Annotated in this window: 14 protein-coding genes; 8 read left to right on the forward strand and 6 right to left on the reverse strand. The window is 64.4% G+C overall.

The annotated features are described in order from the left end of the window. Positions 1–222 precede the first annotated feature (222 nt). Entirely contained in the window at positions 223–2583 is a 2361-nt protein-coding gene (locus tag M5G17_RS17330) for a DNA polymerase II (protein WP_273894143.1), read from the reverse strand. A 64-nt stretch (positions 2584–2647) separates the two neighbouring features. Next, positions 2648–3856 (reverse strand): MFS transporter, encoded by a 1209-nt coding sequence (locus M5G17_RS17335; RefSeq protein ID WP_273894144.1) that lies wholly within the window; start codon positions 3854–3856, stop codon positions 2648–2650. Positions 3857–3969: 113 nt separating this feature from the next. Here M5G17_RS17335 and M5G17_RS17340 point away from each other — a divergent pair, with 113 nt between their 5' ends. Then, positions 3970–4860 (forward strand): LysR family transcriptional regulator, encoded by an 891-nt coding sequence (locus M5G17_RS17340; RefSeq protein WP_273894145.1) that lies wholly within the window; start codon positions 3970–3972, stop codon positions 4858–4860. Here M5G17_RS17340 and M5G17_RS17345 read toward each other — a convergent pair. Next, positions 4857–5756: a LysR substrate-binding domain-containing protein gene (locus M5G17_RS17345; RefSeq protein ID WP_273894146.1), complete on the reverse strand. Its 900-nt coding sequence runs from the start codon at positions 5754–5756 to the stop codon at positions 4857–4859. The two genes, M5G17_RS17340 and M5G17_RS17345, sit on opposite strands and share 4 nt — an antisense overlap. Positions 5757–5867: 111 nt before the next feature. Between M5G17_RS17345 and M5G17_RS17350 the strand changes: the two genes are divergently transcribed. From M5G17_RS17350 to M5G17_RS17375, 6 genes are all read left to right on the forward strand, one after another. Beyond that, positions 5868–6485 carry a LysE family translocator gene (locus tag M5G17_RS17350; RefSeq protein ID WP_273894147.1) on the forward strand — a complete coding sequence of 206 codons (618 nt, stop codon included), beginning with the start codon at positions 5868–5870 and terminating at the stop codon, positions 6483–6485. A 195-nt stretch (positions 6486–6680) separates the two neighbouring features. Continuing rightward, positions 6681–7331, forward strand: coding sequence for a sel1 repeat family protein (locus tag M5G17_RS17355; RefSeq protein WP_273894148.1), 651 nt, complete (start codon positions 6681–6683; stop codon positions 7329–7331). 96 nt (positions 7332–7427) lie between these two features. Then, positions 7428–8126: an AzlC family ABC transporter permease gene (locus M5G17_RS17360; protein WP_273894149.1), complete on the forward strand. Its 699-nt coding sequence runs from the start codon at positions 7428–7430 to the stop codon at positions 8124–8126. Continuing rightward, positions 8123–8446, forward strand: coding sequence for an AzlD domain-containing protein (locus M5G17_RS17365; RefSeq protein ID WP_130264269.1), 324 nt, complete (start codon positions 8123–8125; stop codon positions 8444–8446). Before M5G17_RS17360 ends, M5G17_RS17365 begins: the two co-directional genes overlap by 4 nt. Beyond that, the gene (locus tag M5G17_RS17370) at positions 8443–9273 is read left to right on the forward strand and encodes an AraC family transcriptional regulator (protein WP_273894150.1); all 831 of its coding nucleotides are present in this window, start codon (positions 8443–8445) and stop codon (positions 9271–9273) included. Before M5G17_RS17365 ends, M5G17_RS17370 begins: the two co-directional genes overlap by 4 nt. 12 nt (positions 9274–9285) lie before the next feature. Then, positions 9286–9681 (forward strand): hypothetical protein, encoded by a 396-nt coding sequence (locus tag M5G17_RS17375; RefSeq protein ID WP_273894151.1) that lies wholly within the window; start codon positions 9286–9288, stop codon positions 9679–9681. An 8-nt stretch (positions 9682–9689) separates the two neighbouring features. Here the strand turns inward: M5G17_RS17375 and M5G17_RS17380 are convergent, their stop codons facing one another. Beyond that, entirely contained in the window at positions 9690–11579 is a 1890-nt protein-coding gene (locus tag M5G17_RS17380) for a propionyl-CoA synthetase (protein WP_273894152.1), read from the reverse strand. A gap of 141 nt (positions 11580–11720) precedes the next feature. Here M5G17_RS17380 and M5G17_RS17385 point away from each other — a divergent pair, with 141 nt between their 5' ends. Next, the gene (locus M5G17_RS17385) at positions 11721–13013 is read left to right on the forward strand and encodes a leucine-rich repeat-containing protein kinase family protein (RefSeq protein WP_273894153.1); all 1293 of its coding nucleotides are present in this window, start codon (positions 11721–11723) and stop codon (positions 13011–13013) included. A gap of 83 nt (positions 13014–13096) precedes the next feature. On the opposite strand, the gene M5G17_RS17390 is transcribed toward M5G17_RS17385, so the two are convergent. Together M5G17_RS17390 and M5G17_RS17395 are read right to left on the reverse strand one after the other, a co-directional pair. Next, the gene (locus M5G17_RS17390) at positions 13097–13801 is read right to left on the reverse strand and encodes a YebC/PmpR family DNA-binding transcriptional regulator (RefSeq protein WP_273894154.1); all 705 of its coding nucleotides are present in this window, start codon (positions 13799–13801) and stop codon (positions 13097–13099) included. Positions 13802–13920: 119 nt separating this feature from the next. Next, positions 13921–15204 (reverse strand): Zn-dependent hydrolase, encoded by a 1284-nt coding sequence (locus M5G17_RS17395; RefSeq protein ID WP_273894155.1) that lies wholly within the window; start codon positions 15202–15204, stop codon positions 13921–13923. Between the last annotated feature and the right edge of the window lie 40 nt (positions 15205–15244).

Genomic DNA, 15244 nt, shown 5'->3' on the forward strand with positions numbered 1-15244 from the left:
CTGTACTCCATGTGAACAGTCAGCATCAGATGTGTAGTCACACCACCCCTTCAAGTCTTACCATACAAGCGGGCTTGCCCCGCGATACAATGCGGCTGACAGAATGCTATCGCGGGGCAAGCCCGCTCCCACAGGGATCTCGCCAGCTATTAAAAAGCTGTGCAAGACAGTTACTCCCACAATGAGGTCTTTCCTGGGCCATAGAATCTCCCACAGGGTTCGCTAGAACAACCCCATCTGCCGATCGATCAGCGCGGTGAAGTCATCTTCCACGAACGGCAGAATCGCATCCGCCACCGGCTGCAACTGCCGGGTCAGGTAGTGGTCGTAGTCGATCGCCGAATGCCGCGTCTCCAACGGCTCAGGCCCGGCCAGGGTGATCACGTAGCTGATCCAGCCGCCATTCTGGTACTGCCGCGGCCGGCCCTGGCGGTCATTGAAGTCGTCGGCCAGGCGCGCCGCACGCACATGCGGCGGCACGTTGCGCTGGTAGTCGGCCAGCGGCCGACGCAGGCGCTTGCGGTAGATCAGCAGTTCATCCTGCTCACCGGCCAGGGTCTTGCGCACGTATTCGCGCAGGTACTGCTGGTACGGCTGGCGCTTGAAGATCCGCTCGTACAGTTCCTGCTGGAACTGCCGGGCCAGTGGCGACCAGTCGGTACGCACGCTTTCCAGGCCCTTGAAGATCATCTCCTCAACGCCCTCGCCACGCTGCACCAGGCCGGCGTAACGCTTCTTGCTGCCCTCCTCGGCGCCGCGAATGGTCGGCATCAAGAAGCGCTTGTAGTGGATCTCGTACTGCAGCTCCAGGGCGCTGTCCAGGCCATAGCTGTCGCGCAGATGCTCGCGCCACCACTGGTTGACCTGCTGCACCAGTTCACGGCCGATACGCGCCGCGTCCGCTTCGTCATGGGCGCCCTTGAGCCAGACGAAGGTGGAGTCGGTGTCGCCGTAGATCACCGCGTACCCCCGGGCCTCGATCAGCTCGCGGGTGCGGCGCATGATCTCGTGGCCACGCATGGTGATCGATGATGCCAGGCGCGGGTCGAAGAAGCGGCAGCCACTGGAACCGAGCACGCCGTAAAAGGCGTTCATGATGATCTTCAGCGCCTGAGACAGCGGCGCGTTGTGTTCGCGCTTGGCCGTCTCTCGGCCCTGCCAGACCCGTTCGACAATGGCCGGCAGGCAGTGCCGGGTACGCGAGAAGTACGCGCCGCGAAAGCCCGGCACCGAGCTATCCAGGCCCGGCTCGCGCAAGCCTTCAATCAGCCCCAGCGGGTCGATCAGGAAGGTGCGGATAATCGACGGATACAGGCTCTTGTAGTCGAGCACCAGCACCGACTCGTACAGCCCCGGCCGCGAATCCATGACAAAGCCGCCAGGGCTGGCCTCCTCCGGACGCTCGCCCTGGTTCGGCGCCACGTAGCCCTGACGGTGCATCAAGGGCATGTACAGGTGACAAAACGCCGCCACCGAGCCGCCGCTGCGATCAACCGGCAAGCCGGTGACCGTCGCCCGCTCCAGCAGGAAGGTCAGCAATTGGGTCTTGGCGAAAATCCGCGTGACCAGCTCACAGTCCTTGAGGTTGTAGCGGGCCAGGGCCGGCTTGTCCTCGGCGAACATGCGGTTGATTTCATCCATGCGCTGGTACGGCGTATCGATGGCCTTGCCTTCGCCGAGCAGGGTCTGGGCGACGTTCTCCAGGCTGAACGAGGGAAAGCTCCAGGTCGCCGAGCGCAGCCCTTCGATACCGTCGATGATCAGGCGCCCGGCAGCACTGGCAAAGAAGTGCGTGCGGCTGCCGTGCTCGCGCCAGTCCATTGCCTCACCGCCACGCCCCAGGCACAGCGGCACCTTGAGCTGGGTGGCGTGATGCTGCAGCACGCGCAAGTCGAACTGCACCAGGTTCCAGCCGATGATCGCGTCGGGGTCGTGCTGGGCCAGCCAGTCGTTCAGGCGTTCGAGCAGTTGGCTGCGGCTGTCGCAGTATTCGAGGTCGAAGTCCACGCCCTCGGCATCGCCATTGGCCGGCCCGAGCATGTACACCTGGCGCTGGCCGCAGCCTTCAAGGGCAATGGAGTACAACTCGCCACGCTCGGTGGTTTCGATGTCCAGCGACACCAGCCTGAGCGTCGGGCGGTAGTCGGGGGCAGGCTTGAGTTGGGCATCGATCAACACGCCGCTGGCATCGGACGTACCGCTGAAACTCACCGGCGCGGTGATGAAGCGCTCCATCAGGTAGCGCTCGGACGGGCGCACATCGGCTTCGTAGATTTGTACCCCGCTTGCGCGCAGGCGCTTTTCCAGCTGGATCAACTGGCGGTGCTGGCGGCAGTACAGGCCCAGCACGGGCCGTTGCTCGAAGTCGCGCAGGGCCAGTTCGCGCAACTCGACCTCGCGCTCGCCGCGCAACACGCTTTCGGCTTGCCCACGCTGCTCGGCGGGGATGAACGCCACCGAGGTTTGCGGCGCCAGTCGCACTCGCTGCGGGCCCTGATCGGTGGCCAGCCAGAACTCGACCACTGTCCCCGCCGGGGTGTCGCGCCAATGCCGGGTCAGGACAAAGCCCTGCTGTAACTCCACCGCTGCAACCTCGAAAACACCTGTATGCGCCGATTCTACCCGTCTGCGCAGCTGCCTGCCGAACTTAGCTGAGCACCCGCGCACCCGGAGCGAAACCGTGACCCTGGGCACGGCCGGCAATCAGCAGGGCCAGGCCGATCAGCACCAGTAGCACCCAGGGGAAACTGCCCACACCCCACTGGCTGAGCAGCACGCCACCGAGCAGGCCGCCGGCGGCAATCGCCGAGTTCCATACCGTGACGATCATCGACTGCGCCACATCCGCACCCTCCCCGGCGGCGTCGGCGCTGGCGGTTTGCAGCAAGGTCGGCGCACCGCCATAGGTCAGCCCCCAGAGCGCGACACTGGCATACACCAGCGCTGCCGACTGGCTGACAAAACCGAGCACCAGCGCCACCACGGCAAAGCCGAACAAACTCAGCAGCACCATGGTGCGCAGGTGCCTGTCGATCAACGCACCGACCACGCCGATGCCGACCAACGCGGCGATGCCGAAGGTCAACAGGACCATGCCGGTGCTTGCCGCCAAGCCCACCGAGGCCAGGAACGGCACGATGTAGGTGTACAGCACGTTGTGCGCCAGCACCCAGGTGAGGATCACCAGCAGCACCGACATTACCCCGGGTGTGCGCAGCACATGGACGATGCCCGGGCGCTGGCCCGGGGCGTGGCCATCAAAGTCAGGCACCTTGCACAACACCCAGGCCACCAGCAGCAGGGTCGCCGCCGAGACCAGGGCAAAGGTCATGCGCCAGCCCAGCAACTCACCCAACCAGGTGCCGGCCGGCACCCCCAGCGACAGGGCCAGCGGCGCGCCGATCATCGCCAGCGCCATGGCCCGCCCCTGTTGCTCAGGGCTGACCATGCGTCGCGCATGCCCGGCGATCACACCCCAGGCCAGGCCCGCAGCAACGCCGGTCATGAAGCGGGCGACCAACGTCAGCCAGTAAGCACTGGACAAGGCCGTCACCGTGTTGAACAGCAAGAAGCCGACAATCGCCAGCAACAACACCGGCCGCCGGCGCCAACCCTGGGTCATAGTCACCAGCGGAATGGCCGTGAGCAGTGAGCCCAGGGCATAGACGCTGACCATCTGCCCGGCCATGGCCTCGCTGATCTGCATGCCGCTGGAGATCTGCCCGAGCAGGCCGGCCGGCAGGGTTTCGCTGAGGATGGCGATAAACCCGGTCATGGCCAGGGCCAGCAGGCCGCTGACCGGCAGGGGCTGTACCAGCTCGGTCGACCCATCGGCCGCGCAACTCATCTGGGTCATGGTGAAACTCCTGTAGGAAAGATGGGCGAACCTTAAGCCTGCGGTCACTGCGGAAAAAGACGGGTACAATTCCACTCATAACGGACATTGATGTCCGCAATCAGAGCATGCAGATGGATAGCCTCAGTGGTTTCGTGGTGTTTGTGCAGGTGGCGGAAACCGGCAGCTTCGTCGGCGCCGCCCAGTCGTTGGGGGTCAGTGCTTCGGCCATTGGCAAGCGCGTGGCGCGCCTGGAAAGCCGCCTGGGGGTGCGCCTGTTTCACCGCAGCACGCGCAGCATCACCCTGACCGCCGAGGGCAACCTGTTCCTGGAACGCAGCCGACGCATCCTCGCCGAGATCGAAGCCACCGAGCTAGAACTCTCCCAGGCCCGCGAGCTGCCCCGCGGGCGCCTGCGCATCAGCCTGCCGCAGGTGACCGCACTGGTAATGCCGGCCTTGAGCGAGTTCATGGCGCAATACCCAGCCATCGAGCTGGACCTGGATTTCGACGACCGCTTGGTCGACATCATCGGCGAAGGATTCGATGTGGTGATGCGCGGCGGCACGCCCAGCGACTCACGCCTGAGCGCGCGCTTTCTCGGCCACTTCCACCATGTACTGGTGGCCTCACCGACCTACCTGGCGAGCAATGGCACCCCTACTCACCCCGACCAGTTGGCCCGGCACACCTGCCTGCATTACCGCTTCCCCAGCACCGGCAAGCTTGAACAATGGCCGTTGCGCCAGGAACCGGCCGGGCGTGAATACCAGATCCCGGTGTCGATGGTCTGCAACCACGTCGACACACGCATCTGCTTTGCCATGCGCGATCGCGGCATTACCTGCATTCCGGATTTCACCGTGCGCCAGCAACTGCAACGCGGGGAGCTGGTGACGGTACTCGATGACTACATGGAGCGGCGCGGCAGCTTCTACCTGCTGTGGCCGTCCGGCCGCCAGGTGCCGCCACGGCTGCGGGTGTTCATCGACTTCATGAGCACGCGGGTGCTGCCGCAGCATTAGTCATATAAATAGTCCAGCCCTTGACTGGGCAGTTGCGGCACATGTTGCTGCAAGAACTCACCCAGTGCCTGCACCTGGCGCGCCTTGGGGCTGGCCTGGAGCCAGGTCAGGTAATAGCCCTCGCCGGTAGCCACTGCCTGGGGAAAGGGCGTAACCAGACGCCCGGCGTCGATCTCGCCGCTGGCCAGCAGCAGGTCGACTACCGCCACGCCCAGGCCTTGCTGGGCCGCCGAGATGCCCTGATCCAGAGTGTCGAACACCTGACCGCGTTCCAGGCTCGGCGCATCGCCTCCTGTCCGCTTCAACCAACGCCGCCAGTCACGGCGATCCGGCGAGGGGTGCAGCAGCTCGCAGCGGGTCAGGTCTGCCGGGTAACCGGGTTGGCACACCGGCACCAGCCATTCGTCAAACAGCTTGAGGCAGGCGATGTCTGCGCCAAAATGGCCGTCTGCGAGAAGAATCGCGCAGTCGTAGGGCTCGCTGTAGAAGTCCACCGTGTCGATGTCCATCCACACGCTGCTCAGTTGTACCTGACGGTGTTCTGCGCCTTGCTTGAACAGCGTCAACTGCCTGAGCAACCAGCGCACGGTCAGGGTCGAGGGCGCTTTCAGACGCAGTTGCTGGCGGTCCTGCTTGAGCAGGCCACAGGCGTTTTCGATGATTTTGAAGCCGACCTTGAGCTCCTGGGCCAGCAACCGGCCCGGCTCGGTCAGCGCCACTTTCGGCCCGCGCCGTTCGAACAGTGCGCAGTCGAACAGGCCTTCGAGGGTCTTGATGTGATGGCTGATGGCGCCTTGGGTCAGGGCCAGTTCTTCAGCGGCGCGGGTGAACGAGCCATAGCGCGCGGCTACCTCGAACGCCCTCAGGGCCTGCAATGCGGGGATGCGTTCGGTCATGGTCGTCTAAAGCATGAGTAAAACTAATAGAAAGCCACAGTAACAGGCGTTTTACAACCTGTCGGGGCCTGCCGAAAATGCCGCTCCTGACAAAAACGCCGAGTCATGCCCATGAACAGTGCCCTGCTTGCCACCTATGCCCTGACCGTCCTGTTGCTGATTGCCAGCCCCGGCCCGGTGGTGGCACTGGTGGTCAACACCACCGCCCGCGCCGGGCGCAAACAGGCGCTGCTGACCGCCCTGGGCACCAACGGCGCGTCGCTGGTGCTGATTGCCCTGGCCGCACTGCTGATCATCAGCAGCGCCGCCCTCAACCCGCTGCTGCTCAGCGCCCTGAGCGTGTTCGGCTGCCTGTTCATCGGCTACCTGGGTGTGAGCGCCCTGGCCGAACTGCGCCAGCCCGACGCTGCGGCGGAGCCCCTGGCACCTCGTCAAGGTGGCTTGTGGCAAGGCTTTGCCATCGGCCTTGCGAACCCCAAGGACATTCTGTTCTTTGTCGCCTTCTTTCCGCAGTTCATCCAGGTCACTGAGCACTTCAGCCACAGTCTGATGCTGCTGGCGCTGGTCTGGCTGGTGCTCGACCTGGGAATCCTGGGCCTTTACATCCTGGCGATCGGGCGCCTGGCCGAGCGCATCAACCGGCGCCTGATCAGCGCCATCAGCGCCGTGGTACTGTTGGCCATCGCCATCGTGGGCCTGGCGTACAACCTTGGGCAACTGCTGCCCTGACGGGCTAAGCTTCCGGGCGCGGGCCCGGGCGGTTAGAATGACGCGCCATATCCCAGGCCAGCCACACTATGGACAGTCGGATTGAACCCTGAACAGCGCAGTCGTCTCACAGGCAACACGCATCCCCGCCCGGCCCCGAATTGCAGAGGCACCTACTTGATCCGCTCGCCCCTTTTGCATGGCCTGCTTGCTGTCATGCTACCTGCTTCGGCACTGGCCGCCGGCGTGCAGATCGACCCACATGCCGACCTGCTGTATCGCCAGGCCCTGACCTTGCTAGAACAGGCCGATAGCCAGAACGCCAGCTTCAGCCTCAAGACCAGCACCACCGACCAGGACCTCGCCCAACAAGGCCAGGCCCTGGGCCGCACGTTGGCACCGGCGGTCAGCCTGTTGAAGAAAGCCGCGGACCGCCATCACCCGGTGGCCCAGTACCGCCTGGCGCTCTACTACATCACCTACCTGCCCGCCGCACAGGTCGCCGACACGGCCTGCCCGCTGCTCGAAGCCAGCATGAAGCAGGGCTTCGCCCCGCCAGCCCTGGGCATCGAAAACTGGTGCCCGAGCTACAGCCGCAGCGAGTACCGCGCGGCCCTGGAAAGCGTGTCGGCCATGGCCAGCGTCTTTGCCCCCTACTACCCGCAACCGGCCGTGCGTCTGTTGTGCCACCGCGAGCAACCGCAAGGCCTGGCCATGCAGTGGGGCCGCCAGCGCGATTATCAGGCCGAAGTCTACCGCCTGCTGGCCAGTGCCGACCCGGCGCTGAGCAAGGCCTACTGGCAAAAAGCAGTGGAGATCAATGGCTGCATCGCGGCGCACCGGCACTTGGCCAACAATCAGTACTGACCCTGGGCGCCGCCGCTGACAGCAAGATCGTTCAAGCCAGCAGCCCATGGCTCTGGCATGCTGTGCTGCCTTGTTCATTTGTCGTTGCCGCCGTCCATGTCCAGTCCGCCGTTTGCCCGTCAGGCTTTTACCCGTGGCGCCATCGCCATTCTGCCGTTGTCCCTGGCGGTCGCGCCCTGGGGCCTGCTTGCAGGTTCCATGGCCATCGAAGCCAACCTCAGCCCCTGGGAAGGCCAGGGCTTGTCGACCATTGTCTTTGCCGGGGCCGCCCAACTGGTGGCGATCGGCATGCTCAAGGGTGGCGCCAACCTGTTCTCGATCCTGCTGACCACCCTTTTGCTGACCTCCCAGCACTTGCTCTACGGCTTGTCGATGCGCCCGGTGCTGTCAGGCCTGCCGACCCGCTGGCGGCTGGGCCTGGGTTTTTTGCTCACTGACGAATTCTTTGCCCTCACCAGCCAGTACGACAAACAGCAATTCAACCGCTGGTACGCCCTGGGGGTGGGCCTGACCTTCTACATTGCCTGGAACCTGTTCACCCTGGCGGGGATCATCCTTGGCCAGAACATCCCGCACCTGGACCAATTGGGCCTGGACTTCTCCATCGTCGCCACCTTCGTCGCCCTGATCGCACCGCTGGTGCGCAACCTGTCCACGGTGGTGTGCGTGGCGGTGTCGCTGTTCTGCTCGGTGCTGTTCAGCGTCTGGCACTGGGACATCGGCCTGGTCGCCGCCGGCCTGCTGGGCATGAGCGCCGGTTTCATCTGCCAGAAATTCAGTGGAGCACGCTCATGATCTTCGCCCTGATTATCGGCATGGGCCTGCTGGTGTTCCTCAATCGCTATGCATTTCTGGAGCCGCGCCTGCCCTTGCGCCTGAGCTCCAATGCGCGGCAGTTCCTCGGCTTCGCCGTGCCCGGCATGCTCACCGCGATCTGCGGGCCAATCGTCTTCCTGCCCGGGCACCAGCTCGACCTGAGCCTGAGCAACCCTTACCTGAGCGGATCGATTGTGGCCGTGGCGCTGGTCCTGTTGACCCGCAGTGTGTTGATCAGCATGCTGCTGAGCATGGCTTTCTTCTTTGTCTTTCGTTGGTGGTTGAACGGCAGCCCATGAACCCTGCACACAAGGAACAGACACGCTTCTGGCAAGCATCGGCGCTCGGTGACACCGAAATGCTGCATGCGCGTTATTTTCAGCAGCGCTTTGCCCCCCATGTGCATGAAGGCTACGTGATCACCATCATCGAGTCCGGCGCCCAGCGTTTCTGGCACCGAGGCAGCGAACACCTGGCACCGGTGGGCAGCATGGTGCTGATCAACCCCGATGAGCTGCACACCGGCGCCAAGGCCAGCGAAGACGGTTGGCGCTATCGCGGTTTCTACCCCGACTGCGAGCGCATCACTGGCGTGCTCGACGAGCTGGAGCTCAAGCGCGACGGCCTGCCGCGCTTCGACGCCAGCGTGCTGCACGACCCACAGCTGGCCAAGGCGTTCAGTTGGCTGCACTGCTCGGCCGAACAGGGTGCCAGCGCCCTGGAGCAGCAGACCGCCTGGCGCGAAGCGGTGTTGTTGCTGGTGCAGCGCCACGCCCGTAGCGGCGAGGCGCGAGCGCCGGGTAATGAACCCGGCGCCGTGACCCGTGCCAAGGAGCTGATGGACAGCCGCCTGGCGTACCCGCCGTCATTGGAGGAACTGGCCACTGCGGTCAACCTTTCACCGTTTCACTTTGCCCGGGTGTTCCGCCAGGCCACCGGCCTGCCGCCGCATGCCTGGCTCAAGCAACGGCGCTTGAGCCGCGCCCGCGAGCTGTTGAAGAACGATTGCCTGCCGTTCAACGTCGCTTTCGCCCTGGGCTTCGCTGACCAGAGCCATCTGAACCGCCAATTCAAGCAAGCCTATGGCGTAACGCCCGGCGAGTATCGACGCGCCTGCACTCACTGACGGACTGACCCCATGCCCTACCCGCTTGCCTACCGCTGGTTCATTCACAAGGGCCTGACCGACTGGGAGCCCTGGTACTTCTGCGACACTAAAGCGTCGCTGCAACAGGCGCCGGACCTTGGTAAGAACGCCTTTGCCACCCGCGCCTTCGCCAAGGAGACCGGGGCAGACTTCCAGGTGTACCTGTTCGCCCGCCGCCAGGACCGGGAAGACTTCGCCTTCTTCGTGGTGCGCGATGGGGTGATCGAGGACAAGGTGATCACCGTGCACCTGTCGTTTGCCGACAAGCTGGAGCTGCGCGAACGCCTGAGCCATGCACAGGTGACCCGCAGCTTCGGCCAGTGGCTCGCCGAGGTGGCGCTGGCCGATGCGCTGGAGTGGATGAGCGAGGAAGACCTGGAGGACTGACGGGCGCCTTATCCAACCCGCGCCAGGCTCGCCAGCACCGCCTCGATCTCCACCAGCACCGCCGGATCATCCAGGGTCGAGGGCGCGGTAAAAGGCTGCTGATCGGCAATCTTGCGCAACACCGCGCGCAAGATCTTGCCCGAACGGGTCTTGGGCAGGCGCTTGACCACCCGCACCTGATTGAAGCAAGCCAACGCGCCGATCTGCTCGCGCACACTGGCCACCAGTTCGCTCTGCAACTGCGCCTGAGCAATGTCCTGGCCATCCTTGAGCACCACCAGCGCCAACGGCACCTGGCCCTTGATGTCATCGTGCACACCAATCACCGCACATTCGGCCACCGCCGGGTGGCGGGCCACCAGGTCTTCCATCTCCCCGGTGGACAGGCGATGCCCCGAGACGTTGATGACGTCATCGGTGCGGCCCATGATGTAGACAAAACCGTCCTCGTCCAGGTACCCGCCATCGCCGGTATGGTAGTAACCGGGGTAGGTCTTGAGATAAGCGTCCAGATAACGCGGGTGATCGCCCCACAAGGTCTGGCTGCAGCCCGGGGGCAATGGCAAGGCAATGACGATCGAGCCTTGCTGGTTGGCGCCGAGCAAGTGGCCATCGTCGTCCAGCACCTGCACGTGATACCCCGGCACCGCCCGGTTACTTGAGCCCGGTCGCGCAGCACTGCCCTCAAGGCCCATGCACGGCGCCGTCACCGGCCAGCCGGTCTCGGTCTGCCACCAATGATCGTGCACGGCCTTGCCGCTGGCTGCCTCCAGCCACTGATGGGTACTGGAATCAAGCTTCTCACCGGCCAGGAACAATTGGCGCAGGGAGCTCAGGTCATAGCGGCGCAGCAGCTCGCCGTCGGGATCCTCCTTGCGGATCGCGCGCATGGCGGTGGGCGCGCAGAACAGGCCGTTGACCCGGTACTGCTCGACCACCCGCCAGTAGGCACCGGCGTCCGGCGTGCGAATCGGCTTGCCCTCGTAAAACACCGTAGTGCAGCCGTTCATCAGCGGCCCGTAGACGATCAGCGAATGGCCGACCACCCAGCCGACATCGGAAATCCCCCACCACACATCACCGGCCTGCATGCCATAAATATGGCGCATGGCAAAACCCAGGGCCACGGCGTTGCCGCCGTTTTCACGGACGATGCCCTTGGGTTTTCCGGTGGTGCCGGAGGTATACATGATGTACAGCGGGTCGGCCGCATCCAGCGCCACCGGCGCCACCGGGCGGGCCCCGGCCACGGCAGCGAGCCAGTCCAGGTCGCGGCCTTCGACCAGCTCAGCCTGGGCTTGCGGGCGCTGCAGCACCAACACCTGGCGTGGCTGATGCCTGGCCAGTTGCAAGGCGCGATCGACCAGCGGCTTGTATTCGATGACCCGGTCGAACTCCAGCCCGCACGAGGCGGTGAGCAGCAGCGTGGGCCGGGCGTCGTCGATGCGCAGGGCCAGCTCGTTGGCGGCAAAGCCGCCGAATACCACCGAGTGCACTGCGCCGATCCGTGCGCAGGCGAGCATAGCCATGGCCGCTTGGGGCACCATGGGCATGTAGATGATCACCCCGTCGCCCTTCTCTACGCCAAGCTCGCGCAACAGTCCGGCCAGGCGCGCCACCTCATCGCGCAACTGCGCGTAGGTGTACTGTTGCTGGCAACCGGTCACCGGCGAGTCGTAGATCAGCGCAGTCTGCTCGCCACGGCCTTGCTCGATCTGATGATCGAGGGCCAGGTAGCAACTGTTGAGCTGGCCATCGGCAAACCACTGGTGGCTGCCATCGGCATTTTCAATAAGGGTTTGCCGGGGCTTGCGGTACCAGGCCAGGTGGTCAGCCTGTTCGGCCCAGAAACTGGCGGGATCGGCAATGGAGCGGGCATAGCTGTGCTGATAGGTCATCGACTGGAAACCCTGAACTTGTTGTTATTAATAAAGGGCGAGCTTCGAGTATGGACCGCAGCGGCCAGTCTGCCATGGGACTTAAGTCGCATCTTGCCGGTATGATGGGCGCCGTCCAATTTCGAGCCTGTCGCCACGCCCATGCATACCCTTGAAGATCTCAAAGCCGGCCGCCTGGCGGGCATTTCCCGCCTCGACCTGGCCTGCGGGCTGGAGCAGTTCCCGCAGGAAATTTTCGACCTGGCCGACAGCCTGCAAGTGCTCAACCTGACCGGTAACCGCCTGAGCGACTTGCCCGAAGACCTGGGCCGCCTGCACAAGCTCAAAGTGCTGTTCTGCTCGCAAAACCGCTTTCGCCATTTACCCGAAAGCATCGGCCAGTGCCCGATGCTGGAAATGGTCGGCTTCAAGAGCAACCAGATCGAGCAGGTCAGCGGCGCCGCACTGCCGCCGCGCTTGCGCGCCCTGGTGCTGACCGATAACCGCATCGACACCTTGCCCGAGGCCCTGGGTAACTGCAGCGAGCTGCAAAAGCTGATGTTGGCCGGTAACCGCTTGAGCGAACTGCCAGCGGCCCTTGCACGCTGCACCCAGCTCGAGCTGCTGCGCCTGTCCGCCAACCGCTTGCCAGCCCTGCCCCAGTGGCTGCTACAGATGCCGCGCCTGGCCTGGCTGGCATATGCCGGCAACCCCATGGCAGCGGGTTTGTGCACGCCGGCAGATCCAGGCCATTGCCAGGTCGTTGACTGGCAGCACATCACGCTTGAACAGGTGTTGGGCCAGGGCGCGTCCGGGGTCATCCACCAGGCCCGCTGGCAACAGCAGAGCGCGCCGGTGGCGGTCAAGTTGTACAAGGGCGAGATCACCAGCGACGGCTTGCCGCTCAACGAAATGAGCGCCTGCATTGCGGCGGGCGATCATCCGCAACTGGTGCGCCTGGCCGGGCGCATCGACAACCACCCAGAGCAATTACCGGCGCTGGTGATGCAGTTGATCGAGCCAAGCTGGTTCAACCTCGCCGGACCGCCGAGCCTGGACTCGTGCCCCCGCGACTGCTACCCGCCGCAACGGCGCTTGAGCCTGGCCTGCGTACGGCGCCTGGCCGGTGGCCTTGCCTCGGTCAGTGCGCACCTGCACGGGCATGGCATCACCCATGGCGACCTGTATGCGCACAATGTCTTGTGTGATGACGCGGGCGGTTGCTTGCTGGGGGATTTTGGCGCGGCGTCGTTCCATCCGCTCGACGGCAGCGTGGCAGCCGCCGCGTTGCAGCGAATCGAGGTGCTGGCGTTCGGGGTGTTGCTGGGGGAATTGCTGGCGTGTTGCGAGGAGGATTGCGAGGCTTTGCGCGTGGTGCAGCAGGCGTGTGTGCAGCCTGAGGTGCTTCGCCGGCCGGAATTTTCCGAGGTTTGTCAGCAACTTCGCGGCGTCTGAATCGCGGGGCAAGTCGAGGCGTCGCACCGCCGCTCCCACAGTGGGAGCGGGCTTGCCCCGCGATGAGGCCCGAAAGGCTTACCTCAACCCGCCAGACCTACATAGACATTCTGCACGTCATCGTTATCGTCGATCGCTCCCAGGAAGGCTTCAACCTCTGCCATCTGCTCCTCGGTCAGGCCACTGACCGGGTTTTTCGGGGTGTAGCCGATTTTCGCCGAAACCACGGTGAAACCTTGTTCCGGCAGGGCTTTCTGCACGGCATCCAGATCGGTGGTGTCGGTGATGAACAGGGTCGCGCCCTCTTCTTCGCCTTCGGCAAAATCCTGGGCGCCGGCTTCGATGGCGGCCATTTCCGGGTCAGCACCATCGTTCGGCGTGGCTTCGATCAGGCCGACATGGTTGAAGTCCCAGGCCACCGAGCCCGAGGCACCCATCTGGCCCTTGCGAAACAGCACGCGGATCTGCGCCACGGTGCGGTTGACGTTGTCGGTCAGGCACTCGACGATCAGCGGCACTTGATGTGGAGCGAAGCCTTCATAGGTCACAGCGGTGTACTGCACCGCATCGCCGTCCAGGCCCGCACCCTTGCGGATCGCCCGCTCCAGGGTCTCGCGGGTCATCGAGGCCTTCTTGGCCTGTTCGACGGCCAGGCGCAGGCGTGGGTTCATGTCCGGGTCGGCACCGGCCTTGGCCGCGATCTGGATCTCTTTGGACAGCTTGCCCATGATCTTGCCTTTGGCGTTGGCTGCGGTTTCTCTATGCTTGGCTTTCCACTGTGCGCCCATCTCGACTCTCTTGTTTCAGGTGCCGGTCAGGTAGCGACCGGCCAAAGTGGGGAGCAGTTTATACGCTCTGCAAGCCATCGACAAAAAAACCCTCCAGGCCCCGCGATAGGCACAGGGCCTTAAGCCGCTTCCCTGCCCCGCGCTACCACCTGCGCCGCCGCCAGCATCGAGCGCAACAGCACCGCGCAGCCATCGGCCAGGTCTTGCGGTGCGGCATTCTCGATCTCGTTGTGGCTGATGCCGCCTTCACAAGGCACAAAGATCATCCCGGCAGGCCCCAGTTCTGCGACAAAGATCGCATCATGCCCGGCGCCACTGACGATATCCATGTGCGACAGCCCCAGGCCCTCGGCCGCGCTACGCACCGCCTCCACGCAACCTTGGTCGAAGTACAACGGCGGGAAATCCGCTGTCGGCGTCAGGCTGTGGGTCAGCCCATGCTGCTGGCACGTACTGCTGATCACATCCTTGACCTGGGCAATCATCGAGTCCAGCCGCGCCGGCTCCAGGTGACGAAAATCCAGGGTCATGCGCACCTCGCCCGGGATCACGTTGCGCGACCCCGGATAAGCCTGCAGGCAACCGACCGTGCCACAGGCATGGGGTTGATGCTCCAGGGCCACGCGATTAACCGCCGCCACCACGGCACTGGCGCCGACCAGGGCATCCTTGCGCAGGTGCATTGGCGTGGGCCCGGCGTGCGCCTCGACGCCGCGCAGGGTCAGGTCGAACCACTTCTGGCCCAATGCCCCCAACACCACGCCGATGGTCTTGTGCTGGTCTTCAAGGATCGGCCCCTGCTCGATATGCGCCTCGAAATACGCGCCCACCGGATGGCCACTGACCGCCCGTGGCCCGGCATAGCCAATGGCATTGAGCGCCTCGCCGACCGTGATGCCCTCGGCATCGGTCTTGGCCAGGGTTTCGGCCAGCGTGAATTTCTCGGCAAACACCCCCGAACCCATCATGCACGGGGCAAAGCGCGAGCCTTCCTCGTTGGTCCACACCACCACTTCCAGCGGCGCTTCAGTTTCGACCTTGAGGTCATTGAGGGTGCGCAGCACTTCAAGGCCGGCCAGCACGCCAAAGCAGCCGTCGAACTTGCCGCCGGTGGGCTGGGTGTCGATATGGCTGCCGGTCATCACCGGTGGCAGTTGCGGGTTGCGCCCCGGGCGGCGGGCGAAGATATTACCGACGCCATCAATCGTCACCGTACAGCCGGCGTCTTCGCTCCATTTGACGAACAGATCGCGGGCCTGGCGATCCAGGTCGGTCAGGGCCAACCGGCAGACGCCGCCCTTGACCGTGGCGCCGAGTCTGGCCAGGTCCATCAGCGACTGCCACAAGCGTTCGCCGTTGATATGCCGCTGGGTCGATTGCAGAACGTCCTGAGCTGTTTGCATGTTTCTCTCCTGCATCACGGGCCTGGCCTCTGCGGGCCAT

The sequence above is a fragment of the Pseudomonas rubra genome (assembly GCF_028656935.1).
GTDB classification, from domain to species: Bacteria; Pseudomonadota; Gammaproteobacteria; order Pseudomonadales; family Pseudomonadaceae; genus Aquipseudomonas; species Aquipseudomonas rubra.

What these genes read in the sequence shown, in the direction of transcription:
- M5G17_RS17335 (WP_273894144.1), bottom strand. Translation starts at nt 3,856, where the DNA reads ATGACCCAGATGAGTTGCGCGGCCGATGGGTCGACCGAGCTGGTACAG.
- M5G17_RS17340 (WP_273894145.1), top strand. Translation starts at nt 3,970, where the DNA reads ATGGATAGCCTCAGTGGTTTCGTGGTGTTTGTGCAGGTGGCGGAAACC.
- M5G17_RS17345 (WP_273894146.1), bottom strand. Translation starts at nt 5,756, where the DNA reads ATGACCGAACGCATCCCCGCATTGCAGGCCCTGAGGGCGTTCGAGGTA.
- M5G17_RS17350 (WP_273894147.1), top strand. Translation starts at nt 5,868, where the DNA reads ATGAACAGTGCCCTGCTTGCCACCTATGCCCTGACCGTCCTGTTGCTG.
- M5G17_RS17355 (WP_273894148.1), top strand. Translation starts at nt 6,681, where the DNA reads ATGCTACCTGCTTCGGCACTGGCCGCCGGCGTGCAGATCGACCCACAT.
- M5G17_RS17360 (WP_273894149.1), top strand. Translation starts at nt 7,428, where the DNA reads ATGTCCAGTCCGCCGTTTGCCCGTCAGGCTTTTACCCGTGGCGCCATC.
- M5G17_RS17365 (WP_130264269.1), top strand. Translation starts at nt 8,123, where the DNA reads ATGATCTTCGCCCTGATTATCGGCATGGGCCTGCTGGTGTTCCTCAAT.
- M5G17_RS17370 (WP_273894150.1), top strand. Translation starts at nt 8,443, where the DNA reads ATGAACCCTGCACACAAGGAACAGACACGCTTCTGGCAAGCATCGGCG.
- M5G17_RS17375 (WP_273894151.1), top strand. Translation starts at nt 9,286, where the DNA reads ATGCCCTACCCGCTTGCCTACCGCTGGTTCATTCACAAGGGCCTGACC.
- M5G17_RS17380 (WP_273894152.1), bottom strand. Translation starts at nt 11,579, where the DNA reads ATGACCTATCAGCACAGCTATGCCCGCTCCATTGCCGATCCCGCCAGT.
- M5G17_RS17385 (WP_273894153.1), top strand. Translation starts at nt 11,721, where the DNA reads ATGCATACCCTTGAAGATCTCAAAGCCGGCCGCCTGGCGGGCATTTCC.
- M5G17_RS17390 (WP_273894154.1), bottom strand. Translation starts at nt 13,801, where the DNA reads ATGGGCGCACAGTGGAAAGCCAAGCATAGAGAAACCGCAGCCAACGCC.
- M5G17_RS17395 (WP_273894155.1), bottom strand. Translation starts at nt 15,204, where the DNA reads ATGCAAACAGCTCAGGACGTTCTGCAATCGACCCAGCGGCATATCAAC.